Here is a 26705-nt window from a genome sequence, read left to right on the forward strand (position 1 = left end):
TTTATTGAACGACAAAAGATGTAAAGAAAACGCCAGTGACCTTTTGCGGCTCACCTTTCGGAGAAAAAGGTTGATTGATTTTTTCAATAATTTCTTCTACCAGCTTGTCTTTACCTTCTGTGGAGATGATTTCACCTGCTTCCTTACTGGAAAGCAGCAGCAGCAAACGACTTCTGACCTGCGGCATGTTTGCCTTGATGATGGTGGATTGCTCATCGCTCTCGACTTGCAAAGTCATCGTCACCTGCAAGTATTTATCTCCACCATCTGACTGCAAGTTTACCGTGAAAGGTTCCATCGACAGAAAAACCGGCGCTTTTGCTGGTTCTGATTTATGTTCTTTGTCTTTTGATGTCGAATTCTTTTTGGACAGGAAAAATGCAGCGCCACCACCTGCTGCTGCCAGCAAAACGACTACCGCAGTGACAATAATGATTAATTTTTTCTTTGATTTTCCAGTAGGTGCTGCTTCAGCACTGTCAGGGGCTGCTTTGGCAGGTTTTTTCGCCATATCTTTTCTCCAGGGGCTAGTTCAGCCACGATTTTCTACATTATCCATGAAACAAGCGATTGATAACTGAGGAAAAGAGAGGGAAATCAGGTTCACCTTTTCAATTGTGTTGCCGTTATCTTCAAACACCTACTGATTTGCAAGCGCATGCAAATTTAGCCTTGCGCTCATTTTACCTGTTTGAACAGTGATTTTTCCAGTGTCTGAAACTTTAAGCAAAAGTGTCAACCTCGCCGAGGCGGGTGACCATTCTGATGGCAGTGGTTTGAATTGTCTCATTGTCAGTTGCGGACGTATTCCTGTGTTCTGCCCCATTGGACTGATGGGATGACTGAGACCGGTATTCTCTGCCCGTTTGATCCTGATTGGCGGCTCCGGACTGGACTGAAAAATTAGAAAGCTGCACCCCGGCATCATTCATCATCTGTTGCAATTTTGGCAGAGATGCCTCAAGTGCATCTCTGACATCAGGATGTGCTGAAATGAAGGTGGCATTTGCCTGGTCATTGGTTACGTTCAGGACGATTTGGAGTGGTCCAAGGTCAGGTGGATTCAGTGTCAGCTCTGCCGACTGCATGCTTTCGCCGACCATCCAGATGACTTTTTGTCCAACTGCTTTATCCCACAATGGGGAATTCAGATTCGGTGTGATCTGGTTACTGCCAACGATCCCTGTCATAGTTGCGGTCTGAATGGCATTGGTCTGTTGCAGATAGAGGGGGGCGGTGATTGCGGTATTGGATTTTTCCTCAGTCTGCTTGAGCGTCAGGTGGTCTGCGAAACTGACAGCACTGTCGCCAGACTTCAGATTGACATTATCTTTGGTGAGCGAGATGGCTATTGCCGGTTCCCCCTTGGTTTCGGTTTTTTGAAGTTTTGGATCAGCTGTCGTTACAGTGGATTGCGAGACATCAGATTGAATTGCAAAGTCTTTTTTACCAATATCCTTTTTTTCCCTGATGTTCTCAATACCAGACTCAGAAGTCACGAATTCACGGGGTAAATGATCGGTTGTGGATGTTTTTTTCAGGTCAGTTGTAATTGCATCAGAATGCAAAAGGGATGCAACCTGGAGTGCGCCTGCATCTGATGACGGAGGTAAGGAATGAGGGGCGATCGATCCGGTGGCGGCGGCGTCGACGTTGTTACTGACTTGCTTTTTGTCAGTCACGGTTTTTGCATTATCTGCTTTTGGCAGTGCAGATAGTGCTCCGAAAAACTGGATTAACTGATCTGGCTTGCTATCTTTTTGAACGCCGCCAGCACTGTTGTCATCATCCTGATCCGTTTTTGTTTTTTTCTTTACCTGAGCCTGATTGGTTTCAGAGATCGAGTTGGTCACCGGAGAAGCTGGTGCATCGGCTTTCTGGAGGGAGTCGTTCTTTTCTTCTGTCGACGTATTCTTTGCAGGCTGATTTGCTGCAGGCGGTGTAGGGAGGTTGTTCGCCGGCTGATTGCCGGAGATTTCTTTTTGTAGCAAAACGTTAAATGCACCGTCAGTATTATTGCCGGAACTATTTTTTGTTGTCTGACCTGGATTGTTCACGGATGAAGACACATTGACGATATTAACTGATTGCATAAAGTATCCCGATTATTCCGTTTATCCTGTGATCAGATGCTATGTCTGTGATTTATAAAAATGGTTGCGTGCCGCAAAATCATCAGTCTGTTTTTGATCGTATTTCAACTCTTTGCGCTGTTGTGCAATTTTTGCCCGCTCATCGAGCGTATTATAGGAAAGCCGCTTTTTCTCGTATGCCTGCCAGTCTGCTTTTGCTGCATTGACTCTATGCTCCGCATCCCGGATGACTTGTTTCTGACCATCGACTGCGTGATCCAGCTTGGTTAAAAAACCGAGAAAGTTTGCGTACTGGCTTGCGCTGATTCCTGCTCTTGCCGCTTGCTGAAATTTTGCGTCGTAATCATCCCGGTACTGGATTAATAAATTTAATTTGCTGATGGTTTCTTCATGATGCTTAATTGCTTTCCCTAGGCGTTTTGCCGCATCGTCGGTTTCCCGTTCCGCTATTTCGATGAGCGTGCTGATTGCAGAATGTTTAGCCATTTATAGCAAGTATAGTCGGGACAGATCATTTCTAAACCTGGAATAGAGCCCGAAGTCCGGCCAAGCTCTCGGATATGGTGCATTTTTGCAGAATATCTTGTTGCAAAAATGAAATTATCTGAGGGTGCAGGCGGATTGCCTCATCCAGTAAAGGATCGCTGCCAGGAGCATACGCACCAACACTGATCAGGTCACGGCTGCGTTCATAGCGTGAATAAAGTTGTTTCAGTTTTCTGGCGAGTTGCTGATGTTCCGGGGTGGTAATGCTGTGCATTGCACGGCTGATCGATTGCTCAATATCAATTGCCGGGTAGTGACCGCTTTCTGCCAGCGCCCGGCTCAGTACGATGTGACCGTCCAGAATAGCACGGGCAGAATCCGCAATCGGATCCTGCTGGTCGTCGCCTTCTGTTAATACTGTGTAAAAGGCTGTAATGGAGCCGCCACCTTCTTTGCCGTTACCGGCACGCTCGACCAGAATGGGTAATTTGGCAAATACGGATGGTGGATATCCTTTGGTTGCCGGGGGCTCACCGATTGCGAGTGCAATTTCACGTTGTGCCATCGCATAACGTGTCAGCGAATCCATAATCAGCAGTACGTTGTGTCCCTTATCCCGGAAATATTCTGCAATCGTCGTAGCGTAGGCTGCCCCTTGCAAACGCATCAGTGGCGGGGAATCCGCAGGAGCTGCCACCACCACAGAACGGGCCAGCCCTACCTGTCCAAGTATCTGCTCGATGAATTCTTTTACCTCGCGGCCCCGTTCGCCAATCAGACCAACAACGATGATCTCTGCTGTGGTGTATCTGGCCATCATTCCAAGCAGGACGCTCTTACCGACGCCGGAGCCGGCAAATAGTCCCAGACGTTGTCCTCTACCCACACTCAGCATGCTATTGATGGCCCGGACGCCGACATCCAGGGTGTCAACGATTGGTGCTCGTTCGAGCGGATTGTAGATGCGGGCACCCAGCGAAGCAGATTCGTCGGTGTGCAAGGCACCCAACGTATCGAGTGGTCGGCCGTTACCGTCTAAAACACGCCCCAGCAACTGATAACCGACAGGCAGGCGGCGGCTGCGATCTGCCAGGCGGCGGTGCTGTCCTGGTAACGGAGTTTGCATTGGCATTTCCGCAGGATATACCGGAGCCCCCGGAGTGACGCCTTCCAGATCACTGTGTGGCATCAGAAATAAGCGCTCTCCGTCAAAACCGACCACTTCTGCATCAATTTTTCCGCCGCTCTGTAAATGAATCGAGCAGGCACTGCCAACTGGCAGGCGCAGACCAACGGCCTCCATGACAAGACCTGTGACCTTGGTGACACGGCCAGCAGTAGACACGCTCTCGGCATGCTGACTGCGCTCTTTACTTTCCGTCAGCAGCGTTTTCCAGGATTCCGTGAGTGTTGATTCCATACCCATTCTCAGAGTGTCCTTGTCCGCATGGCGGAGATCAGTTTGGACCAACGGGTTTCTACGCTGGCATCGATGATATTTTGAGCCGTTTCTAAACGGCAGTCACCGCGCTTCAACTGGGTATCTTCGGTGATGCGCCAGCCATTCGCCTGCAGAGATTCTCCGATGGCGTTTCTGATGATCGCGGCATCTGCCGGATGTAAAAATATCTGCGCCGGCAAGCTAACAGTTGTCAGCTGGGAGATAGCGTCTTCCACGATGGGGAGAATCACAGACTCATCATTTTCAATCTTTATCTTGATGATATTTTCTGCCAGATTGATCGCCAGGGCCAGCAATTCTTTGCCGGTATTTTTTCCCGCATGCTGAACTTCAGCGGAAAAATTGACTGCGAGCTCACGCAGACTCTGAATGTCCGGATGCATGTTTTCCCGGACTTCGGTCAGACCGGCCTCCTGGCCTTCCCGCAAGCCACGCTCATAGGCTTCCTGATAACCTTGGGCATATCCTTCCTGATGTGCATTTTCCCTGATCTGGCGCGCTTCTGCTTCTGATATGACGGGTACCACAATTGGTGCAGGTGGCGGTGGTGTCATTTCTTTGAGGCGACTCGGACGTGTTTCTCCAAACGAGGCCATTTCCCAACGCTGATAAGCGGATACATCGCGTTTCTGGAGGGCGTCAGACATAAGAATCTTCACCTTTGGCGCCGAGCATGATTTGTCCTTCATCGGCAAGGCGACGCACAATCATCAAAATCTGTTTCTGTTGCGCTTCCACTTCCGATAGCCGGACAGGGCCTTTGGAGTCAAGATCTTCGCGCATCATCTCTGCAGCACGTTGCGACATATTTTTGAAGATTTTTTCACGCATGTCCTGATTGGCACCTTTAAGCGCAATAATCAGTGAATCTGACTGTACTTCCCGTAGTAAGAGTTGAATGCCCTTGTCGTCAATTTCCATGATGTTGTCGAATACGAACATTTCATCCATGATTTTTTCTGCCATGTCGCCATCATATTTACGCAGATTATCCATGACGGACGCTTCGTTTTCACCGCTCATGAAGTTCAGAATTTCAGCAGCAGCCCGGACGCCGCCGATGGATTTTTTCTTCAGGCTTTCATTGCCGGTCAGCAGTTTTGTCAGGACGTCGTTTAATTCCCTGAGCGCCGTCGGCTGTATCCCATCCAGCGTTGCTATACGCAAAACAACATCGTTGCGCAGACGTTCGGAGAAATTATTCAATATTTCGCATGCCTGATCGCTTTCAAGATGCACCAGAATCGTGGCAATAATCTGTGGATGTTCATTTTTAATCAAATCGGCAACGGAAGGGGAGTCCATCCACTTGAGGCTTTCAATGCCACTGGCATCCTTGCCGCCAAGTATGCGATTCAACAATGAGGATGCTTTATCGTCACCCAAAGCTTTAGTCAACACGTTGCGGATGTATTCGTCTGAGTCGAGTCCGACCGACGAATTGATATCGGCTTCAGCTTTAAATTCTTCCAGTACTTTCGCAATTTTTTCATGGGGAATGGCACCGATCGTTGCCATGGCTGCGCCGATTTTCTGTACCTCTCGCGGGCCGAGAAATTTCATGACTTCAGCTGCGCCATCTTCTCCCAGCGTCAACATAAAGGTCGCCGCCTTTTGTATGCCTTCGTCACTCATTGTTTATCCATTTTTTGATTACGTTCGCAACGATTCTCGGATCTTCTTTTGCCAGATCTCTGGCCATTTCGAGATTCATTTCATAGCTGGTACCGTTTCTGACATGCGGTTCATGCTCACCGGAGAGTTCCACAATGGCGGCATCATCATCTTTCTCTTCCATCGCGCGTTCTGCTGCGGCCAGTTTTTCTGCTTCTTCAGCTTTCGCTTTTTCGGCCTCTGCATCTTTACCCATGATTTTGTATAACAGGGGCTTAAGGTAGCCAAAAAACAGATATCCGAGAATTGCTGCAACCAATAAATATTTACCGATTTCTTTTGCCAGCTGTATGGTTTCCGGCTGTTTCCACAGTGGTAATTCCACTATAGTTTCTTTTTCCGGGCCAGCAAAGGGGCTGTTGACGACGTTCAGGGTATCGCCGCGATCCTTGTTGAATCCCATTGCCTCACGGGCAAGATCGGCAATCTGATTTTTTTCAATATCCGTCAGAGGACGGGTAGTGACTTTGCCGGATTTATCGGTTTCAGTTTTGTAATTCACAACAACGGCGACAGAAAGACGTTTGACACCTCCCATATTTTGCTGGGTATAACGAATAGTCTTGTCCACTTCATAGTTGATGGTGGAATCTTTTTGAACCAGACCGGTATTCGTTGCGGATGCGGAAGTGGCACCGCCGCTGGCAACAATTGGTGCAGTTACCGGAACTGGGGGCTGATTCGTCAGTGAGCCGGGGATGCCGGACTGGGCATTGTTTTTATTGTAGCTCTCGCTTGATTGCTGACTGCGTATCGTCGAGGCTTCCGGTGGTGAATTGGGGCGATAGCTTTCTGCTGCCTGCTCACTTCTGGAAAAATCAATATCGGCAGTTGCTTCTGCCCGGACATTATTGGAGCCGACAATCGGTGAAATAATCGACTCAATGCGCTTGACGATATTCTGCTGAAAATCCTGCACGTATTTCAACTGCGATGGGTCAAGATTATTGCTGCCAGCCTGTTTGCTGGTTTCTGATAAGAGATTGCCGTTTTGGTCAACGATAGAGACATTCTTTGTGGTCAGTTCAGGAACGCTGCTGGCAACCAGATGCAGGATCGCGTTGACCTGTTGTGTATCGAGTATGCGGCCTGGATATAAATTCAATAAAACTGAGGCAGTCGGTTTTTGCTGCTCCCGGATGAATACGGAGGATTTAGGAATGGCCAGATGTACGCGGGCAGACTGGACTGCAGAAACTGCCTGAATAGAGCGCGCCAGTTCACCTTCCAGCGCACGTTGAAAGTTGACCTGCTCAAGAAATTGAGAAATCCCCAATTTCTGGTTTTCCATTAATTCAAAACCGACATTTCCGCCTTTAGGTAATCCTTGTGCTGCCAGCTTTAATCTCGCATCGTGAACCTGATTTGCCGGAACCAGAATTGCATTGCCGGTATCCGAATATTTGTAAGGTACATTCATCTGCTGCAGTGATGCAACGATGGCACCGCCATCACGGTCATTGAAATTAGAGAACAGGACTTTGTAATCCGGTTGCTGGCTCCAGAGCCAGATCCCTACCATGATGGCAACGATCAGTGCCGCACCAGCGGAGAGCATGGCTGTCCGCATGCCAGGTGTTTGTGGCAGGCCAAACAGTTTGGGAATCTCTGCACCTTCCGTTCCGGTGATGACGTTTTCAGCTGTTGCCATAAATCACCCTGTTTGAGGTCACTGCTAAATAAAATGAGTGCATAGTGTTATTTCTGAATGGAGTTGGTTTTTTCCTTAATGCTTATTTTGTACTTTATTGGCAAATTCAATTCAGAGAGTAAATACAGTTTTCCCCTTTTGCTCGGAGAAATGCCTGTTTGCTGTAGTGCTATTGTGATGACATGAATCATGGCGAAGGAGTATCAATGATTAACGGAATAGATCGCAGCAGAATTGACGCGATGGTCGCGCAATTAAGTGCCGCTGCTGCCAGGATGGAAACAGGATCGGGACTGAAACGCGTGTCGGATGGGGCGGAACAGATAGGCTCGGCGGCACCATCAAAAATCGATTTTGCAGATGCTCTTAAAGCATCGTTGGATCAGGTGAACCAGGTGCAGATCAGTTCACAGCAGTTAGGACAGCAATTTGCGATGGGGGATGACAAGGTAAGCCTGTCGGATGTGATGATATCCATGCAAAAGGCGAACATCTCTTTTCAGACAGCGGTTCAGGTTAGGAATAAACTGGTGTCTGCTTATCACGATATTATGAATATGCAGATATGAGCAGCGAGGTAGCGCTATTACTGCTTCTATCGTATTCCTGTCATTTTCGAATTTCGTTCACGCTCCAGTTTCATAATATAGCGCTGGATGCTTGCGAGTACTGAGTTTGATAAATTAATAAATTGACATCCTACCCGTCGGTTGGCCTTACCATTTAATAGAACTAGTTCCTGAAAATTTCTGATTTGCAAGGAAACGTCGACCAGACCAATGGTCGGCAAGTCTACTTTGCAGTGATCATAGGTTTTTCCTACACTGCAGTCGAGAATTTTTTTTTCGTCCAGTACCGCGATGCCACCGCAACTGATGTCTACCAGCGTTAGTTTTAATGTTTCTGTGCCAGCATCGATATCGACCGGAAAACTTACTTTAATTGGTATCGAGAGTGGGGTATTGATGCGATAGTATTCTCTGCGTTGCAAACGGATCAGGCTGGGAGGAATATGGAACCGAAGAGCTGGTCTGTTTTCGAAATCGGTACGCTCAATTCCTGTTGTTGAGAACTGAATACCGATTTTGTCCAGCAGTCCTTCAAAAGATACACGCTGTGCATCAATAATTTTCTGGTTTGCCTGTGAACCGGGAGCACTGTCTACAATGACCAGATTATTGACTTCATCCACTTCCAGAATGGATGTGATAAATACTTCAGATCCTTCGTGAATCAGCATACTGATTAACTGATTGTGATCTTTTAATCCACGTAACAACGAGATAATTTCCCGGCGCGAGTCAACCTGAAATGGGCTTTGATTTTCTGTACCGAGTGTAGGAGTTGCTTGCATGTTAATAATTGACTTTTATTTACCGGTATATCCCATGGATGAGGTCTGACGCGCAGGGTAATGGTTACGATCTGTTGCAGACTTTTCATTTTCTATATGGTAAAGCCAAGCGAGTAGTTCTGCAACTGCGAGATAGAGTGCGGGTGGAATATGGGTATCCAGATCAACTTTCATCAACAAAGAGACGAGTTCTCTGGATTCGTGCACATGAATGCCATGCTCTTTGGCCCGTGTGATGATTTCGTCTGCGATCAAACCTTTCCCCTTGGCAATGACGCGGGGTGCGTTATCGCCACTTTGATATGCAATCGCAACGGCATTTTTATCGGGTTGGGTATTCATGATCGTTTTACCTGAATACCATCAACAACGGCGCCTGCGACGCTCATTGATGATGCCAGGTTGTTAGTTTGCTGGGTGAGTAAAAGTGCAGTTTCAGGATTTTCTGCCTGTAATGCAAAATTGATGTGCTGCCCGCGGAGTGTAATCGTTGCAGATACTGTTCCCAGTGTCGGCAGATTAAACTGAACGACGCTGCTCCATTGAGGGATGGACTGTTCTTGGTGCCCATATTGAGATGGATGTTGATTGTCTTTTTTTATAATCCAATCCATGACTTGTCCGGGAAAAATTTCCCCGTGCCATTGAACAGACTGATTTTCCAATGTGTGCAGCTGTTGTTGTATCAGTTGCGTCAATTCTTTATTGCTGCTGATCGTATTGGTATTACTGGCTTGCTCTGCGGATAAAGTGCTGAGTTGGGACTGTGGCTCGAGTTGGAGATCATTCAGACTCCGTTTCCCATCAACCCATTCATTGAGGTGGGATTCATAGAATAAACCGCTATGTGTGATCTGCTGCTGCAAAAGATGTGCTGTTTTACTGACTGACTTTAAATCATCCGGGGAATTTAATACGGGTGTTTTTGCAATAATTCCATTTTGCTGTAGTAGTGGATTTTTTTGTTGATCAATCAGATTGATGAGTTTGCTGATGTCGCTGAGGGTGATCACGCTGCTGCCTGCCACAAATTGAGCGGTAGGTAAGATGGATGGATGAGACTTGTCCGGCTGAATGTTTATTGGTGAGTCCAGCTTGTCTGGTATGGATGCATTCTCCGCTGTATTTAGCGTTACAGGTATCGGCAGTCGGGGCGATGGGAAGGTTTGACTCTCCAGAGAAAACGTCAGCTGCGGCTGACTACTGAGAACCCGTAATTGAACCAGATCGCCTTCTTTGAGTCCGTCGGGAAGCGCTAGCTGAATATTAGCGCCATCAAGATTGACATTGAACGTCCCTGGGGACGCCTGAGACAGAATTTTCCCGGTCAATTGTTGTCCTACCACGAGTTGCGCCAGTTTTGAGGCAACTTCCTGTTTAATAGGAGCTAGTCCCTGTATAGCGGCCGGTGCCTCGATATTGATACTGGGCCTGAGTGCATTATCGAGGCGGTAGGGCATATATCTCAGGCCGGACTGGCCCCGTAAGTACGATTCAACTTTTGTGTCACGCTTGAATTTTTCATCAACTCGGCGAGTTCTGCCATCCAGGGCTCTGTAATATCCCGGATTTCTCGGTCATCGGCCAATATTTTTTTAATCACGCTGATTTTACGTTCTTTCAGCTCCGCAGTTAATGGCACAGGCTGTTCGCTATCACGAATTTTTTGAACGGTTGTCGTACAACTGGTTTCCAGTTGTGTTAACAATTCCCAGTCCCGCTCACGCGCTGCCTGCAACATCTGATCTGTAATGACGGCGACATTTTCATATAAGTGAATAATTTCCAAATTTTCCATCATGGATCATGCCTCAAATGCGTGAGTTGGTCGTGGTTGCAATTGGTCGTAACCTGTTTTTTGAGGTTCTTGTGCAATCACAGGTGGTGGGGCGATAGTTTCCCAAGCATCTTTTAAATCTGCCAACAGTTTTTGAACATCTGCCAGAGTATTTTCATCATTATTCAGGTTGGCCAATAAAAGTTGCCGACTCATATACTCATAAAGATTATCAAGATTGATGGCGATTTCACCACCGACCTGTTTGTTCAGACTGGCACGCAAGCCGTTTTCGATAATGGAAATGGCTTTTGAAATAGAACGTCCTTTGTTGGGGATATCACCATTTTCCATTTGTTGACGGGCATTTACAATTGCGACAATTGCACCCTCAAACAGCATCACGATCAGTTTATGCGGAGATGCTGCAAGGACGCCGGTTTCAACCCCAATTTTCTGATAAGCATTGACGCCGGATTGCGATGAGCCAAACATAACGATTCCTTTATTTTCTCTTATTTATTAGACAGACCATTGAGAACATTGATTTGTTGTGTGAGGAAACTTTGTGTACTGTTCAGGTTGGAAATCACTGTATCCAGTGCAGAGAATTGCCTTTGATATAAAGCTTGTTTTGTTGCTAAACGTTGATTGATCACCGTTGTTTGATTTTGTAAATCTTTGAGAGTGCTGTTGATGCCATTAGTCGCGTTGTTGATTGCGCCAGTTGTACTCAAAAAACCGGTGATTGCCGTGTTCAGTTTGTACGCATAGCCCTGGGAGAAATTGATGGTTCCCCTTGCACCTGCTGCACCACCATTTACCAGAATTTGCAGACCTTCAACACTGGTGCCAGTTGCACCTGTCAGAATCTGACCACTGCCTGTGGCACCGACTCCGTTGATCGTTCCCGCGACATTCTTGCCATTCACCCCGCTGGTCACGGTTCCTGTAAAGTTGGACACCGTTGTACCGGTATTATTTGCAATGCTGACGCTTGAATTGCTACCATAACTCGCTGATTGCAAATTCAGAAAACCGCTCGCATCAATCGATGCAGTGACAGAAAGACCTAATCCGGAGAGTGTCGTGTTACCGTTGATGGATGACTGAATTAACGATGCCAACGCGGATGCTGTATAAGTGCCGGCCGTCAGGTTAACTGCGGCAGTAGTCCCATCCAGCGTAACGTTGATACTGGTTCCTGCTGCGATTGTTACCGGTGCAGCATTCAGATTCTGATTCCCGGTTAGTAAGCCGTGGGTTGCAACCTGGCTAATGTTGACGGCATAGTTTCCGGCGGTTGTTTTGGTTGATGAGCCTACAAAACTGACTAAACTGTCGGTGGCCTTTCCTGCTGCTGCAAAAAGACCGGCAACATCTCCGAAATTAGTATTCAATGCGTTTTGCAGCTTAGTGGAATCAACGCTTAATGTACCGTCTTTTTGGAAGGTGACGCCAACTTGCTCAAGATTGATCAACCCTCCGCCAAGACCGTTGACTGCGCCGGAGAGGGCATTGCGGATCTGGTTTTGTATACCCTGGGTCGTTGAGTCACCTAATAACGGTCCACCAACTTTCGTTGTCGGATTGTATGCGGTCAGAGTTGACAATGTGGTGTTAAGGCTATTGTATGCTGTAACGAAGCCATTAATTCCGCTTTGTACGGCAGCAGTATTGGCTGCCAGTGTAATATTGGCAGTACCAATTTTAGATAAATTAACGGTAACGCCCTGAATTGCATTTGAAACCGTATTGCTGGTACTGGTCACTGCCAGACCATTCAAAGTTAAGTTGGCATTTTGCCCGATTTTGATTTCTTTTAGATTTTGTACACCTGCCGGGTCATAGCCCAATAAATTTTGTAACGTGGCATCTCCTGTCACCGAGATTTTCATGCTGGAGGTCACGCCAGTTTTGGCAGAGTTCAGCACCAGATGATAAGGTGTCGCACTTCCATCGCCAACGATCGATGCCTGAACGCCAATATTTGCATTGTTGATAGCATCACGAATGCCTTGCAATGAATTATTAGAACTATTAATGGTGACTGTACCTATGGCCTGAGTCGCATCCTGCTGGAACGTTGCTCCCGTATATGTGCCATTGGTTGCCGTGCCTGTAATCGTTCCGAACTGAAAGCTCAAGGTGGTTGCAGCACCGGTGCCAATTGTATTGGTCGTAGTGGTCTGACCAGTGCTTGAAATGGTTTGTGCCTGTGCGATCTGAGTGACATTCAGGCTGTATGCGCCTGCCGTTGCAATGCTGCTGCCAGTCGCTGTAGCGACGGTCGTATCAGACGAAGTTGCATTCAGTGTTTTGTAGGTCGAAAGACTGTTGAGTCCCGAAAGGGAGGTCTGTAATGCGCTCAACGCACCGGACAGGCTGCCAAATGCAGTCAGATTCGCCTGGTAACTGGCTTGTTTTTTTGCAATGTCCAGCAATGGCTGACTTTCAATTGCCATGAGCTTGCTGACAATACTATTCACATCCAAGCCAGAACCGATACCGGCTGATTGTATGGTAGCCACTACATTCTCCTTTCATAACCGTTACTGTAGCAAACCAAAGTTGATTTTAATTCGGCTATCAGAAGGGTTTTTATAGGCTATTTATAAAAAATCTGAACTGATCAGACTTGCTGTCTGATCAGTAATCCTTGTAATTTATCCAGAGATTTTGATATTTCAAGCGCTTCTTCACTCGGAATTTGCCGTAACACCTGATTGGTTTGCTGATCAATCACTTTTACAACTACGCGCTTGCTATCTTTGTCGACGCTGAATTGTAAATTTTGCGATAAAGACTGAATCACTTTATTGATATCCGCCACAGCCTTATCGACGGCATTTGTATCTGTTGTTTTGCTGGCAGAAGTAACTGGCGTGATTAGTCCACTGCTTTGGGGTGTTGTCAGATTTTCAGAGGGGACAGTATCAGTGTGACTGATTCTGTCTGAGAATGGCTGCGCAGAAGGTGCGCTTCCAATTTGTCGGATATCCATGATCTATACCCTTGAATGAATAGCCCCCGGTCAACATGACCGGGGGATTTTTACATCATTGGGTTAAATGCCCAGTGATTAACGCAACAGCGCCAGAACGCCGTTTGGTGCCGAGTTAGCCTGCGCCAGAATTGCTGTACCAGCCTGTTGCAAGACCTGTGAACGGGTCATGTTTGCTGTTTCTGCCGCGAAGTCTGCATCCTGAATACGGCTGCGGGAAGCAGTCAGGTTTTCAGAGGTAGTTTGCAGGCTGACGACTGCAGAAGAGAAACGGTTCTGATACGCACCCAGAGATGCACGTGATGTGGAGATCTGCTGGATCGCCGCATCAATCGTTGAAAGCGCCGCCTGGGCACCTGCCGCCGTACTCAGGTTCAGGGAGGATACCCCTGCGCCGACAGTTGCTGTTGCTGAAGTATAGCCTGCTGCTGCACCAATGATGGCCGCTGTTGCCTGAGTACCACCGAGGGTGATGCCATTGGTACTGGTCGAACTCAGACTGATCGAACCGAATGTTGTCGCTGCTGTAATACCTGTTGTTGATGAGGCGGCGCCGCTTGCTGCGCCCAGAGTGATATTGCGACCGTCAGCTGCTGTCAGGGAGTAAGTGCCTGTGGAGGCATTCGCTGTGGCTGTCACGCCAGTCTGACTACTGACGGCGTTGATTGCTGCAGACAGTTCCGTCGCAGCAACCGCGGAGTTGCCGGTTACTGTTGTTGTGATGGAAACGCCATTCAGCGTGAATGTGGTAGAACCTGCAGTCGAACCTGCAGTATTAGTCAGCGTGGAGGCATTGACGCTGGCTGTCACGCCAGTAGAGCCACTAATTGCATTGATCGCAGCAGCTTTGGCGATCGCGCTACCGTCCGCACTGGTGTTGGATACGCCATCGAGACCAGCAGATGCGCCGACGCTGAAGCCATTGATGGTCAGGCCACCGGCTGTCAGTGCTGCACCACTGGTAATCGTTGCGCCATTAATGGTGGTGGAATAGCTTGAGCTGGAACCAACACCCAGAGAACTCGCTTTGGCGCTGGCAATGCTGCTGATGGAAATGCTGTCGTTGGAGGTGCTGTTTGCGCCAACCTGGAATGCCTGGGCAGTAAAGGAACCATCCAGCAGATTCACGCCGTTAAAGTTAGTGGAGCTGGCGACACGGTTAATTTCAGAAACCAGCTGATTGGCTTCGTTGTTCAGCGCGGCACGATCAGAGGCGCTGTTACTGGCGTTGGCGGATTGCACGGCCAGGGTGCGGATACGTTGCAAGTTGGTAGTGACCTGAGACAATGCACCTTCAGCTGTCTGCGCCAGCGAGATACCGTCGTTGGCATTACGGACTGCCTGATCCAGACCACCGATCTGCGAAGTCATACGTTGAGAAATTGCCAGACCTGCGGAATCGTCTTTTGCACTGTTGATACGCAGACCGGAGGACAAGCGCTGCATCGAAGTCTGCAAAGAAGCCTGAGACATGTTCAGATTGCGCTGAGCATTCAGGGATGAAATATTGGTATTAATATATGAAGCCATGTTAATTCTCCTTCAGAGTTATTCAATTCGGCGTTTGAGCCTCAAACTTTGGTCTGTCTTGATGACTGTTGCACCGCCGTTGTTTTGGGTAACGGACGTCTCGGAAAAACTTTTAGGAAATTGCCGCAAATAAATATTAAATATTTTCCTCAAGTTTTGAATGCTATTCCGCTCATCGGCGTGTTTTTTAAAAACTTGAGGGGTGATTTAGGGCATTTTTATGGCTTTTTTTAATGCTTGACTTTACTTATTGCCTATTAGAATGAGGCTGAGTGAATATTTTTTTGCAAGGGATGCATGATGGCAAAGATGAATGCAGGGCAAATCAAGGGTGTGAAAGATGTTCTGGCGCTGCTGAATGCCGGAAATCTGGATGCTGCAAAGTCTTTGGGGGAGCGCTTGTTGCATTCACAAAATAAGCCCGATTTATTTTTTGTCATGCAAAAAATAGCTCTCTTGCAAGGAAATGCGCAGGATGCCATTGATTATGGTCAGAGAATGTTAAAGCTTGCACCATATCAGAATGAATTCAAAACGGCCTATCATGAAACGATCAATTATTTGCATCAGCAGCGCCAATTCCAGGTGATGTCAGAAGCCGCTTCCTGGTTGACGCAAAGTCGTTCGGCGGATGGGCAAGCGTGGAATCTGCTGGGGATTAGCTATATTGAGTTGGGCAGGTTTGACGAGGCGCGGCAGGCACTGGAGCGGGCATTGGCAATGATGCCTAATAATAAGCATGTGATGTCTAATCTTGGTAATGTCCTGATTTCCATGTCCTGCTATGGTGCGGCAATTGATTATCTTGAGCGGGCGCTGAAGATTCAGCCTGATCTGGTGCCGGCATGTAATAACCTTGGGAATGCTTACCGATATGTAGGGCGTGCGTCGGATGCCATTAAAATTTATGAACATGCCTTAAAAATCGCACCTGATTATGCAGAATTAATTGCCAATCTGGGCGTGGCTTATTCGCAGGTGCAACGATATCGGGATGCGATTGACTGTTATGACCGTGCATTGAATTTAAACCCGCAATTGCTGCCGGTTTATGCAAACCGGGCAGAGGCGTTTCGTTTGTTGGGACAGTTACAGGATGCAATTGCCGCATGTGAAAATACATTGAATCAGCATCCCGATATTCAGGAGGTCTGGCTGGTATATGGTAACGCCCTGAGAGATGCCAGTCGTATCGATGAAGCCATTCAGGCATACATCCGTGCTTTGTCTTACCAGAATCTGAGAAATACGTCGTTTAATTCAGCTGTTTACACAAGTCTGTTGTTTTGTCTGAATTACCAGCCTGATCTGAGTGCAGAGCTGATTTATAGCGTGTATCAGGACTACAACGTCAAAAATGGACTGCCTTACAAGGATCATTGGCGTCCTTTTTTGAACGATCCATCTTTGACCAGAAAACTGAAAGTCGGTTACGTCAGCCAGTCTTTTTATAATCATGTGTGTAAGCATTTTCTATTGCCACTCATAGAAAGTCACAATCATGACAATGTAGAAATTTATGCCTATTCGAATTCAGTCAGGGAGGATGAGTACACTGGCTTGTACCGAAACGCGGTGGATCACTGGGTTGTCACAAATGCCATGAGTGATGATGAGATGGCTGAGCGGATACGGGCTGATGGTATCGATGTTTTGATCGATGTTGCCGGGCATACGAGTGACAACCGGTTGCCCGTTATGGCTCGTAAGCCTGCGCCGGTTTCTCTGCATTGGCTTGATTTCGGGTACACCACAGGCTTGACTGCCATTGACTACTATCTGACTGACCATGCTGGAATAACGGAGGATTGTGCACATTTATTTTCCGAAAAGCTGTGGCCTTTAGATGGGCCATTTTTTGTATATCGCCCTTTTGGGGTCCATTCTATGGGGGATGCTGGTCAGTTGCCGGCTGAGCGTAACGGGTATGTGACCTTTGGGTGCTTATCCCGGTCGATCCGGATTAACCATAAGGTGATCCGGATTTGGGCTGCAATTCTGGATGCGATGCCAACTGCCAGACTGATTATTGACAGCGGTGACTTTAAAGATCCTCAGATCTGCGAGGAAATGGCGGCTCGCTTTGCAGCATATGGGATTCAGAGGGAGAGGCTTGATATTGGTTTTCATACTCCGCCATGGGATGTGCTGCGTAATATTGACATCAGTCTGGACTGTTTTCCACATAACTCAGGCATGACGCTGATTGAGTCTCTCTACATGGGCGTTCCTTTTATTACGTTAGCAGGAAGACCTTCTGTCGGCAGACTGGGGGCATCCATTCTGACTGGTGCTGGCCATCCGGAATGGATCGCTGACAGTGAGGAAGAATACGCGCAGAAATGCGTTATTCTGGCGCATGACCTGCCCGGCTTGAAACATATCCGCCAAAACCTCAGGCAGGAACTGGAGCAATCTCAGGTGATGAATGAACCTGCTTTCGCACGTTCGGTCGAGGCTGCCTATCGCCAGATGTGGGAAATCTATTGCAAAGGACAGCAGGCATGAAGGCAGTGATTCTGGCTGGCGGTCTGGGAACGCGCATTTCTGAAGAAACCCATTTGCGCCCCAAACCAATGATAGAAATCGGCGGGCACCCGATTCTGTGGCACATCATGAAGTCTTATTCTGCACATGGCGTGAATGAATTTGTGATCTGCTGCGGTTATAAGGGCTATATGATCAAGGAGTATTTCGCCAACTATTTTCTGCACATGTCGGATGTGACGTTCGATATGCAGCATAACCGCATGGAAGTGCATGAGCGCCACGCAGAGCCGTGGAAGGTCACACTGGTCGATACCGGCGAGGACACCATGACGGGCGGTCGCCTGAAGCGCGTATCCCGCTATATTGAAAATGACGACGCCTTTTGTTTCACCTATGGCGATGGTGTGTCTGATGTGGATATCGCCGCCTCTATTGCCTTTCATCGTCAGCATGGCAAGGACGCTACGGTGACTGCCGTCTTGCCGCCAGGCCGCTATGGTGCGCTCGAACGTGACGGAAACCAGGTTGCCGGATTTATTGAGAAACCGCGCGGTGACGGCGGCTGGATTAATGGCGGCTATTTTGTTTTGTCACCGAAAGTACTGAACCGCATTGAAAATGACAGCATCAGCTGGGAGGCTGAACCACTCAATGCTCTTGCCGGACAAGGGCAGCTGATGGCGTATGAACACAGCGGATTCTGGCAGCCGATGGATACTCTGCGTGAAAAAAATCTGCTGGAAGATTTATGGCAGAGCGGAAAAGCACCATGGAAAAAATGGTGAGGTCTGTACCGCGTCGACCAGACCCGGCTCACTGGCGGGGACGGCGGGTGCTGCTGACCGGACATACCGGCTTCAAAGGTGCATGGCTTGCCTATTGGTTGCAAAAAATGGGGACACACGTCTCCGGAATTGCGTTGCCGCCAGAGGGGCAACCTAATTTGTCGGAAGCTTTGGGGCTGGCGACGCAGATTGACAGCCGGTATCTGGATATCCGGAATGCCGGACTATTGAAACAGGAGTTGCAGCGGATTCAGCCGGAAGTGGTATTTCATCTGGCGGCACAGGCCTTGGTGCGTCCGGGATATGCGCATCCGCTGGAGACTTTTGCGACGAATGTGATGGGTACCGCGAATTTACTGGAAGCGATGCGCGGTGTGGCGTCGATACGTGCGGCTGTGCTGATTACCACTGATAAAGTGTATAAAAATCTGGAGCACATGGCACCTTACCCGGAAACGGCAGAACTGGGGGGCTATGATCCTTACAGCGCCAGCAAAGCTGCTTCTGAAATGGTGATTGCGAGTTACCGCGACGCATTTTTACGCGAACAGGGCATTGCGCTGGCGGTTGCGCGTGCCGGAAACGTGATTGGCGGTGGGGACTGGTCATGCGACCGGCTGTTGCCGGATGCGGTGCGTGCCTGGCAGCAGGATAGATTGCTGCATATCCGCCGGCCGGATGCGGTGCGTCCGTGGCAGCATGTGTTGGAGCCGCTGTCGGCGTATTTGTGCCTGGCGGAATTGCTTCCGCAAAACCCTGGTTATGCCTGCGCCTGGAATTTTGGACCGGATGGTGCTGCCACTGTGCGCGAGGTGATTCAGTTCGCCACACAGGCGTATGGCCGTGGGCGTACCGAATTTGCCACCCGGGAAGAAGGACCACATGAATCAGGCCTGCTGGCGCTGGATGTTCGTAAGGCCAGGGAAGAATTGCAGATTTACGAACGCTGGAGTTTGCAGGAATCGATAGCCCGGAGCATGCGCTGGTATCGTGATTTTGAGCAGGGTATCCCCGCTGCCGTACTATGTGCACGTGATCTGGAAGCCTATGAGGCAAATTGATGCCAAAGAATACTCCGGGAGAGTATATTTTTTAGCTCTTGATTTATCTGGTCGATAGAGAAATTATCCTGTTCTGCGGGGGGAGTATCTGATTTCAACGGATATTTTTTTCCAAGTGTCAGGGCGAGAGAGGATGATGACAGAACGCTTTGAACTGATTGAAACACCGATGAAAGGGCTGCACCTGATACAGCGTCAGCTGCTCGGGGACAGCCGCGGCTTTTTGCAACGCCTGTTTTGTGCGGAAGATCTGCAGATATTTGGCTGGAATCAGCCTGTCGCCCAGATCAACCATACACTGACCCGTGAACGGGGCAGTGTCCGCGGTTTGCACATGCAGAGGGCGCCTCATGCCGAGGATAAGCTGATTACCTGTCTGCGTGGTGAAGTCTGGGATGTGGCAGTTGACATGCGGGCAGGGTCGCCGACATTTTTGCAGTGGCATGCTGTGCATCTGATCGCAGAGCAGGCCTGTTCGTATCTGATTCCGGCTGGTTTCGCACATGGATTTCAAAGTCTGACAGACGATGTGGAAATGCTGTACTGCCACAGCCAGCCTTATGTGTCTCAGAGTGAATTCGGAATACATGTCCTCGATCCGCGTCTGGCGATCACCTGGCCGCTGCCGTTTACCGTCCAGTCGGAAAAAGATGCCGCAACGGCATGGTTGCCGGATGATTTTGCAGGAGTCAGTGTATGAAGTGTCGCCATTGTCAGCAGCCATTAACGACCGGTTTTCTTGATCTGGGCAGCGCACCGCCATCGAATGCCTATTTGCGTCCTGAAGCATTGCAGCAGGCAGAAATCTGGCTGCCGTTGAAATTGATGGTTTGCCAGCATTGCTGGCTGGTACAGACGCTGGATTTTACAGGCAGGGAAAATTTATTTGACGCCGATTATGCGTATTTCAGTTCCTGCTCATCCAGCTGGCTGACCCATGCCCGGCGCTTTGTGCAGGACATGCAGACAAGATTCCATCTGAATTCCGGAAGCAGGGTATTGGAAGTTGCTGCCAATGATGGTTATCTGCTGCAATATGTGCAGCAGGCTGGTATTCCCTGTTACGGCGTTGAACCGACCGCCAGCACCGCAGCAGCTGCACGAGACATTGGGCTCACGATTCATGAGGAATTTTTTGGGCAAACTCTGGCGCAGACTCTGGCAGGGCAAGGCCTGACAGCTGATCTGACGGTTGCCAACAATGTGCTGGCGCATGTGCCGGATATTAATGATTTTGTATCGGGATTCCGGACTATTCTGAAGCCCCACGGCGTTGCCAGTTTTGAATTTCCGCATTTACTGAATATGGTTCAGCAAAACCAGTTTGATACAGCCTATCACGAGCATTATTCGTATCTGTCGCTGCATGCCGTTCGGCATATTTTTGCAGGGCAGGGGCTGCAGGTGTTTGATGTCGAGGAATGGCCAACACATGGCGGCAGTCTGCGGGTGCTGGCGCAACGCAGTGATACCGGAAATCACCCCGTCACAGAAGCTGTCGCCCGGATGCTGATCCGTGAACAGGATGCCGGAGTCACTACTACAGCGTTTTATATCAGGGCGCAGGCGGCGGCCGAGCAGGCTAAATTCGCCTTGCTGGAGTTTTTGCTTCAATGCCGGCGCGAGGGACGTAAAGTCGCCGCCTACGGTGCCGCGGCGAAAGGCAATACCTTTCTGAATTTTGCGGGTATCCGGCCAGACCTGCTTCCTTATGTGGTGGATATCAACCCGCATAAACAGGGTAAGTATATGCCCGGCAGCAGGATTCCTATCGTCAGCCTGGCACATCTGATACGTGAACAGCCAGATGTGGTGCTGATCCTGCCGTGGAATCTGGAAGCTGAAATCCGGCATGACTTGCAAGAGATCAGCAGCTGGGGCGGGCGCTTTGGGGTGGCCATACCGGAAATGCGGTTGTTATAAATGTGTGGATGTTAAGGTCGATGGCATGATAGAAATTCATCCTGAAGCAAAAATATCTCCTTTGGCGGATATCGAAGATTCGGTCCGGGGAACCCGGATACTGATCGGTGCTGGTTCGGCGGTTGATAGCTTCGTTAAGTTTAAACCTGCCGGCGGCAGTGGCGATGTCCTGATCGGTGAGCGTACCGTGATCAATTCCGGCTGTGTTTTATACACTGGTAATGGCATTCGTATCGGTAACGACGTCGCGATTGCTGCCAACTGCACTTTTGCTCCCGTGAACCATGCTTATCAGGATAAAAGTCGTCGCATTAACCAGCAAGGCTTTTTGCCGGGTAAAGGCGGCATCGTGATTGAGGATGATGTGTGGATCGGCGCAAATTGCGTCATTCTTGATGGCGCTATTTTGCGGCAGGGATGCGTTATCGGGGCCGGTGCAATTGTCCGTGGCGAGATTGCGGCATACACAGTCCATGCCGGGAATCCATTGCGTCAGATCGGAATGCGGCAATGAGCGCATCAATGCAGGCAACGCTGATCGGCGGCCATGGCTTTGTCGGCAGACATTTGCAGACGGCACTGACTCAGGCCGGATGGCAATATCGGGTCAGCGGGAAAAATGATCCTGTTCCGCAACAAGAAGAGCTTGGTCATGTGTTTTATTGTGCAGGCTTGACTGCCAATTTTCGCCAGCATCCATTTGCAACGGTGGAGGCGCATGTCAACCTGCTGTCGCAGGTATTACAGCATTGCACATTTACCAGCCTGACTTACCTGTCGAGCACCCGCGTTTATTCCGGAGCGGAAAGTACCAGTGAAAACGCAACCCTGCATGTGCGCTCTGATGTACCGGGTGACCTGTACAACCTTTCTAAATTAATGGGGGAAAGCCTGTGCCTTGCGAGTCAGCGTCCCGTGCGCATTGTCCGTTTGTCGAACGTCTATGGCACACAGATGCCCGCACAAAATTTTCTGGCGGAAATATTGCGTGAATCAGCTAAAACCGGAAGAGTGTTGTTCCGCAGCGCCCGGCAATCGCAAAAGGACTATATTTCCGTGCAGGATGTGGTGCGTTATTTACCGTTAATTGCCTTGAATGGCAGGCAGTCCATTTACAATCTGGCGAGTGGCAGCAATACGACGCACGCCAGTATCGCCAGGTTTCTTGAGGCGCAGGGTATCGGGTGCGAATTTGCTGCTGATGCTCCTGAGCTGACTTTCCCGGTTATTGATACCTGCAAATTATTCGCCGAATTCGGTGCTGCTCAACACGGGCTGGAGAAAGACTTACCGGCTCTTTTTTCTTTCTATCACGAGGAATCATGAATCCAAATAATCCGACGCAACAATTCGAACTCGAAAGAGCGCAGCGTATCGAGAAACTTGGACAGGATCAGGCGTTTCAGGCGCAGTCACGCGACTGGCTTGAGCAGAGCATGCGCCGGCAGTACGTGTATAACTTTTCCTGGATGGGCCGCCCGATTATCCAGAATCCGATTGATATGATCGCGATGCAGGAATTGTTGTGGCAGGTGCAGCCGGATCTGGTCATTGAAACTGGCATTGCACATGGCGGCTCCATCATTTTTTCTGCTTCTATGCTGGAGCTGATCGCTGCTTGCGGCGGTAATCCTGATGCAAAAGTGATCGGCATCGATATCGATATTCGCGACCATAACCGGCAGGCGATTTTGCAGCATCCGATGTCACGACGCATCACGATGTTGCAAGGTTCCAGTGTTGCCGAAGATGTCGTTGCTCAGGTAAAGAAAATGGCTGAAGGCAAGCAGAAAATCATGGTGTTTCTCGACTCGAATCACACCCATGAACATGTACTGGCAGAACTGAATGCTTATGCCCCGCTGGTAACGAAGGACAGCTATTGCGTGGTATTTGATACGTTTGTCGAAGATGTGCCGGCAGATGTGTTTGATGATCGCCCGTGGCATCCGGGCAATAGTCCTAAATCAGCCGTTCACGCCTATCTGCAGTCTCATCCTGAATGGATGATTGATCGGGCAATGCAATATAAATTGCAGATTACCGTCGCACCAGATGGTTTTTTAAAGCGGATTGGTTAATTGCATCGGATAGATTGATGGTGCTTTATTCCTCAATGCAATACCGGGACGAAATAGAAGGGTAAAACATGGATATTTCACAAAAAGAATTCTTTGAAGAAAATGGCTATATTGTTTTACCTCAATTTTTTAATGTCGGGTTATTCCATGAAGTCAGGCAAGAAATTAATCAAATCGGTCAATTCATTATTGGGAAAGAATTTGATTTTGACACCTATCAGCCAGAGATAATGACTCCGGAAAAACAGTCGCAACTCTACGACCGTCTGCATTATTTACCTTGCCTGAGTCGATTGTCAGGGAATCTCGATTTACTTACAGCATGTCGGGAACTGGGTCTGACATTACCCGTACTGATGGGGTGTTGCAATATGCGCTATGACCGCCCACACGATATCAAACATTTGTTTGATTGGCACCAGGATACGCTCTATTTGCTTGGCTCCGTTAATGCTGTGACAGCCTGGATACCGTTCAGCAGAGTTGATGAGCATCATGGAACTGTGCAATTAATACCTCGCAGTCATCAGACTGGGATCCATCCTTACAAAAAAATATCTGATAAGTTAATCGAAGAGCAGCGTCAGTTTTTACAACGGGATTTATCCCTTGATGAGGATGTCACATCGACCCCTGTCACTGTGGAGGCTGACCCTGGTGATCTCATTTTGTTCAAACAAATGATGCTGCATCGTAGTTTGCCAAATATGTCAGGGAGAGTCAGGTGGACTGCGCAGATCAGAATTTCTGATTTGGCTTACCCCGGATTTCTCGAAGCGGGGTGTCCGACAGGGGACAAGAAAAATATTTTTTATCAGAGCTATCCCGGCTTTATCCATCCTTTGAGTGTGCGATATGAAAACAAATCTCGGTGAATCCTTAAATCGTAGTGAGTTCGAGACGAATGCGGATGAACGTTTGCAGGCATTACGTGACAAGATCGTCCCTCATATGGGACCACACTGGAATTTGCACTCCAATTTGTTTATTAAGCGGATTTCACTGTCACGGATTTTATATTTTAATCAACTGTATTCGTTGATTAAAGATGTGCCAGGTGTTATTTGCGAATTTGGCGTGCAATGGGGCGCATCATTGGCATTGTTGTCGAATTTGCGCGCTATCATCGAACCATATAATTATTCGAGGAAGATTATTGGTTTTGATACCTTTACCGGCTTTGAGTCGCCGCATGAAAAGGATGGCGTTGCCGTAGCAAAAGGAGATTATTCCAGCATGGACGATTATGCGGAACAACTGGAGGAAATTCTTAGCCTGCATGAGAGTTTATCGCCGATCAGCCATATTAAAAAATTTGAACTGATTAAGGGGGACGCCTCATTGACCATCAAAAACTGGTTGATAGCGAATCCGCATGCCGTGATTTCTATGGCAATTTTTGATATGGATGTTTATCAACCGACCAAAGATGTTTTGCAGCAAATATTGCCGCGACTGGTGAAAGGGTCATTGCTGGTATTTGATGAGCTGAATTGTCCCCGCTTCCCCGGAGAGACCTTGGCTCTGATGGAAACAATAGGCTTAAATCAGCTCAGATTAAGAAGAGACCCCAATCAACCTTACTGTGCCTGGGCAGTGCTGGAGTAAGCTTATGCCATATGCTTATATGGCTTTCACCACCCGGTTTTTACCCGTCTGTTTAGCTTCATACATGGCTTTGTCTGCACGTTTCAGTAAGATCTCCTGTGGTTCTCGCGGTGCGCGCATGGCAACTCCGGCGCTGAATGTGATGAACAGGCGCTGATCGTTCGCGGTAAAGAAATGTCTGGTCAGCTCCCGTTGTACGCGGATCATTGCCTGCGCTGCTTCATCCAGTCCGGTTTCTGGCATGATAATGACAAATTCTTCACCACCATAACGGGCAATGACGTCGATCGAGCGCAGGGTTTGTTTCACAATCCTGACCAGATGTACCAATGCTTCGTCCCCGACGGCATGGCCGTGAACATCATTCAGTTTTTTAAAATTGTCGAGATCCAGTAATGCAACGCAGAGCGGTGTGTTGCGACGGTCGGCACGATCTGCCTCACGGTCAAAAATGTCTTCCATGCCACGCCGGTTCAGGCTACCGGTCAGCTGATCTTCGCGCACCAGTTCACTCATGTGAGCCAGTTTATTTTCCAGTTCTTTAATCCTGGTTTCAGCTTCGGCCACCTCCTTTTGTGCGGCAATGATGATGTCGCGTGAGCGCAAGGTTTCGTTCTGAACGACTCTGGTTTCTGCCAGAATATGACTGATCAGACTGGTAACTTCATTTGCATCACGTGCCGCGCTGATTTTGCCGGCATAAGCATCCATTTTTTGTTGATAGGCGCCGGTGCTGGCTACCATGGTATTGAGTCTATCGATAAAGGCTTCCATCATGTTTTTGACGGAGGTCTTGGATTCGGAAATGCTGTTTTTCAGAACGCCCTGTTTGTAAATGACGTCTTTCAGGCTGCGGGTTGCTTCCTGCAATGCGCGGTGGTCAATCGGGCCTGAGATGAGGTTTTGCACGACTTCTATCTGGCCGCGCAGCCAATTGTCGTTGTCCAGCAAGTCGTGAATATTTGTCAGCAGCAGATCGAACAGGCGCAACAGCAATTCATGTTGCTCGGCGCTGTCGCCGCTTTGCAGTTCGATCTGAAAACAAAGCTGCTTCAGACGCTGGCCGACCTGGTTTAATGCTGCTTCCGTGTCGGCATCCCTGACGGCGAGTCCTAATGCTTCGGATTCGCTGGCGAGCGGTGGATTGGACTTCAGCAGAGAGCTGAGTGCAAGCGTCAGCGTCCGGTAGAGTAAATCTTTCAGCAGTTTCTGACGGGGGTCTTCTGCCGGCGCGTCAACCAGCGATATGCCGGTAGCCATCAGATTAGAGCTTGCTGGAGAAACGGAGGGGGGGGCGTTAGTCGCGGCTGTTGTGGCGGAAACTGCCGGACTGCTGGTGATGTGCTGAGTCAGCAGTTCCAGCCCTTTGGCGTAATCTTCCCAGTTGCCTGTTTTGACGGCACGGCTGAAGCGATGTCCGAAAGTGGACAAATCACTGTTTGAGTTTTGCAGGCTGGCCGCAAAGCTGTTCAACAGGTTTTCAGCTTCGGAGACGGGATTTTTTGTTTCCCCGTTGTCTGCATGCTGTACCGTATCGGTGTCCGTCAACGGATTTTCATCCGGGATACCGGCGATTTCGTTATACAGTTTGCGATAGGCATCCGGTGTCGGTGCAATGCGCTGAATAGCGAGCTGGCGGAAGGTTTCCCGGGCAATGTCGGTCGGACTTTTGGCTTGTGAAGGTGGGATTTTATTGGACATGATTGCCCTGCCATTCATCGTGAAT

Annotated in this window: 27 protein-coding genes; 11 read left to right on the plus strand and 16 right to left on the minus strand. The window is 48.8% G+C overall.

Annotation, left to right across the window (positions count from 1 at the left end; genetic code table 11):
• Position 1 precedes the first annotated feature (1 nt).
• The 7 genes from fliL to fliF form a co-directional block, all read right to left on the minus strand.
• Positions 2–511, minus strand: a complete 510-nt coding sequence (gene fliL, locus HV832_RS10435) for a flagellar basal body-associated protein FliL (RefSeq protein WP_176803774.1) — start codon at positions 509–511, stop codon at positions 2–4.
• Between the two features lie 211 nt (positions 512–722).
• Positions 723–2093, minus strand: a complete 1371-nt coding sequence (locus tag HV832_RS17310) for a flagellar hook-length control protein FliK (RefSeq protein ID WP_223827248.1) — start codon at positions 2091–2093, stop codon at positions 723–725.
• A gap of 39 nt (positions 2094–2132) precedes the next feature.
• A complete protein-coding gene (gene fliJ / locus HV832_RS10445; RefSeq protein WP_176803775.1) occupies positions 2133–2579 on the minus strand; it encodes a flagellar export protein FliJ in 447 nt (148 codons plus the stop codon).
• A gap of 31 nt (positions 2580–2610) precedes the next feature.
• Positions 2611–3999, minus strand: coding sequence for a flagellar protein export ATPase FliI (gene fliI, locus HV832_RS10450; RefSeq protein WP_176803776.1), 1389 nt, complete (start codon positions 3997–3999; stop codon positions 2611–2613).
• A gap of 8 nt (positions 4000–4007) precedes the next feature.
• Positions 4008–4688, minus strand: coding sequence for a flagellar assembly protein FliH (locus HV832_RS10455; protein ID WP_176803777.1), 681 nt, complete (start codon positions 4686–4688; stop codon positions 4008–4010).
• On the minus strand, positions 4681–5676 hold the full coding sequence (gene fliG, locus HV832_RS10460) for a flagellar motor switch protein FliG (RefSeq protein ID WP_176803778.1): 996 nt from the start codon (positions 5674–5676) through the stop codon (positions 4681–4683). The genes HV832_RS10455 and fliG overlap by 8 nt, the downstream gene beginning before the upstream one ends.
• A complete protein-coding gene (gene fliF, locus HV832_RS10465) occupies positions 5669–7366 on the minus strand; it encodes a flagellar basal-body MS-ring/collar protein FliF (protein ID WP_176803779.1) in 1698 nt (565 codons plus the stop codon). The genes fliG and fliF overlap by 8 nt, the downstream gene beginning before the upstream one ends.
• A 206-nt stretch (positions 7367–7572) precedes the next feature.
• Here fliF and fliE point away from each other — a divergent pair, with 206 nt between their 5' ends.
• Positions 7573–7935 (plus strand): flagellar hook-basal body complex protein FliE, encoded by a 363-nt coding sequence (gene fliE / locus HV832_RS10470; protein ID WP_176803780.1) that lies wholly within the window; start codon positions 7573–7575, stop codon positions 7933–7935.
• 26 nt (positions 7936–7961) lie between these two features.
• Here the strand turns inward: fliE and HV832_RS10475 are convergent, their stop codons facing one another.
• The 8 genes from HV832_RS10475 to HV832_RS10510 form a co-directional block, all read right to left on the minus strand.
• Complete coding sequence (locus HV832_RS10475) at positions 7962–8720, minus strand: flagellar brake protein (protein ID WP_176803781.1); 759 nt, start codon at positions 8718–8720, stop codon at positions 7962–7964.
• A 15-nt stretch (positions 8721–8735) separates the two neighbouring features.
• Positions 8736–9062 carry an EscU/YscU/HrcU family type III secretion system export apparatus switch protein gene (locus tag HV832_RS10480; protein ID WP_176803782.1) on the minus strand — a complete coding sequence of 109 codons (327 nt, stop codon included), beginning with the start codon at positions 9060–9062 and terminating at the stop codon, positions 8736–8738.
• Positions 9059–10180 carry a flagellar hook-length control protein FliK gene (gene fliK, locus HV832_RS10485; protein ID WP_176803783.1) on the minus strand — a complete coding sequence of 374 codons (1122 nt, stop codon included), beginning with the start codon at positions 10178–10180 and terminating at the stop codon, positions 9059–9061. Before fliK ends, HV832_RS10480 begins: the two co-directional genes overlap by 4 nt.
• A gap of 5 nt (positions 10181–10185) precedes the next feature.
• Positions 10186–10521, minus strand: coding sequence for a flagellar protein FliT (locus HV832_RS10490; protein WP_223827249.1), 336 nt, complete (start codon positions 10519–10521; stop codon positions 10186–10188).
• A 3-nt stretch (positions 10522–10524) separates the two neighbouring features.
• Positions 10525–10992 carry a flagellar export chaperone FliS gene (gene fliS, locus HV832_RS10495; protein WP_176803784.1) on the minus strand — a complete coding sequence of 156 codons (468 nt, stop codon included), beginning with the start codon at positions 10990–10992 and terminating at the stop codon, positions 10525–10527.
• A gap of 20 nt (positions 10993–11012) precedes the next feature.
• The gene (fliD, locus tag HV832_RS10500; RefSeq protein ID WP_176803785.1) at positions 11013–13028 is read right to left on the minus strand and encodes a flagellar filament capping protein FliD; all 2016 of its coding nucleotides are present in this window, start codon (positions 13026–13028) and stop codon (positions 11013–11015) included.
• A gap of 101 nt (positions 13029–13129) precedes the next feature.
• Complete coding sequence (locus HV832_RS10505) at positions 13130–13501, minus strand: flagellar protein FlaG (RefSeq protein ID WP_176803786.1); 372 nt, start codon at positions 13499–13501, stop codon at positions 13130–13132.
• Positions 13502–13579: 78 nt separating this feature from the next.
• Entirely contained in the window at positions 13580–15031 is a 1452-nt protein-coding gene (locus HV832_RS10510; protein ID WP_176803787.1) for a flagellin N-terminal helical domain-containing protein, read from the minus strand.
• A 309-nt stretch (positions 15032–15340) separates the two neighbouring features.
• On the opposite strand from HV832_RS10510, the gene HV832_RS10515 reads away from it, so the two are divergent.
• The 10 genes from HV832_RS10515 (at position 15341) to HV832_RS10560 (ending at position 24979) form a co-directional block, all read left to right on the plus strand.
• Positions 15341–17539 carry an O-linked N-acetylglucosamine transferase, SPINDLY family protein gene (locus HV832_RS10515; RefSeq protein ID WP_176803788.1) on the plus strand — a complete coding sequence of 733 codons (2199 nt, stop codon included), beginning with the start codon at positions 15341–15343 and terminating at the stop codon, positions 17537–17539.
• Entirely contained in the window at positions 17536–18306 is a 771-nt protein-coding gene (gene rfbF / locus HV832_RS10520; protein ID WP_176803789.1) for a glucose-1-phosphate cytidylyltransferase, read from the plus strand. Before HV832_RS10515 ends, rfbF begins: the two co-directional genes overlap by 4 nt.
• On the plus strand, positions 18270–19367 hold the full coding sequence (gene rfbG, locus HV832_RS10525; protein ID WP_223827250.1) for a CDP-glucose 4,6-dehydratase: 1098 nt from the start codon (positions 18270–18272) through the stop codon (positions 19365–19367). Before rfbF ends, rfbG begins: the two co-directional genes overlap by 37 nt.
• Positions 19368–19500: 133 nt before the next feature.
• Positions 19501–20067 carry a dTDP-4-dehydrorhamnose 3,5-epimerase family protein gene (locus tag HV832_RS10530; protein WP_317889314.1) on the plus strand — a complete coding sequence of 189 codons (567 nt, stop codon included), beginning with the start codon at positions 19501–19503 and terminating at the stop codon, positions 20065–20067.
• Positions 20064–21290, plus strand: a complete 1227-nt coding sequence (locus tag HV832_RS10535; RefSeq protein ID WP_176803790.1) for a class I SAM-dependent methyltransferase — start codon at positions 20064–20066, stop codon at positions 21288–21290. Before HV832_RS10530 ends, HV832_RS10535 begins: the two co-directional genes overlap by 4 nt.
• Before the next feature lie 25 nt (positions 21291–21315).
• Positions 21316–21804, plus strand: coding sequence for an acyltransferase (locus tag HV832_RS10540; protein ID WP_176803791.1), 489 nt, complete (start codon positions 21316–21318; stop codon positions 21802–21804).
• Positions 21801–22616, plus strand: coding sequence for an NAD-dependent epimerase/dehydratase family protein (locus tag HV832_RS10545; protein ID WP_176803792.1), 816 nt, complete (start codon positions 21801–21803; stop codon positions 22614–22616). Before HV832_RS10540 ends, HV832_RS10545 begins: the two co-directional genes overlap by 4 nt.
• Entirely contained in the window at positions 22613–23371 is a 759-nt protein-coding gene (locus HV832_RS10550) for a cephalosporin hydroxylase family protein (protein ID WP_176803793.1), read from the plus strand. Before HV832_RS10545 ends, HV832_RS10550 begins: the two co-directional genes overlap by 4 nt.
• Positions 23372–23439: 68 nt before the next feature.
• Positions 23440–24246 carry a phytanoyl-CoA dioxygenase family protein gene (locus HV832_RS10555; RefSeq protein WP_176803794.1) on the plus strand — a complete coding sequence of 269 codons (807 nt, stop codon included), beginning with the start codon at positions 23440–23442 and terminating at the stop codon, positions 24244–24246.
• Complete coding sequence (locus HV832_RS10560; protein WP_176803795.1) at positions 24227–24979, plus strand: TylF/MycF/NovP-related O-methyltransferase; 753 nt, start codon at positions 24227–24229, stop codon at positions 24977–24979. Before HV832_RS10555 ends, HV832_RS10560 begins: the two co-directional genes overlap by 20 nt.
• 15 nt (positions 24980–24994) lie before the next feature.
• On the opposite strand, the gene HV832_RS10565 is transcribed toward HV832_RS10560, so the two are convergent.
• Positions 24995–26680, minus strand: coding sequence for a GGDEF domain-containing protein (locus HV832_RS10565; protein WP_176803796.1), 1686 nt, complete (start codon positions 26678–26680; stop codon positions 24995–24997).
• Positions 26681–26705: the final 25 nt, after the last annotated feature.

It is taken from the genome of Cognatundibacterium oligocarboniphilum, from assembly GCF_013377855.1.
Lineage (GTDB): Bacteria > Pseudomonadota > Gammaproteobacteria > Burkholderiales > Burkholderiaceae_D > Undibacterium > Undibacterium oligocarboniphilum.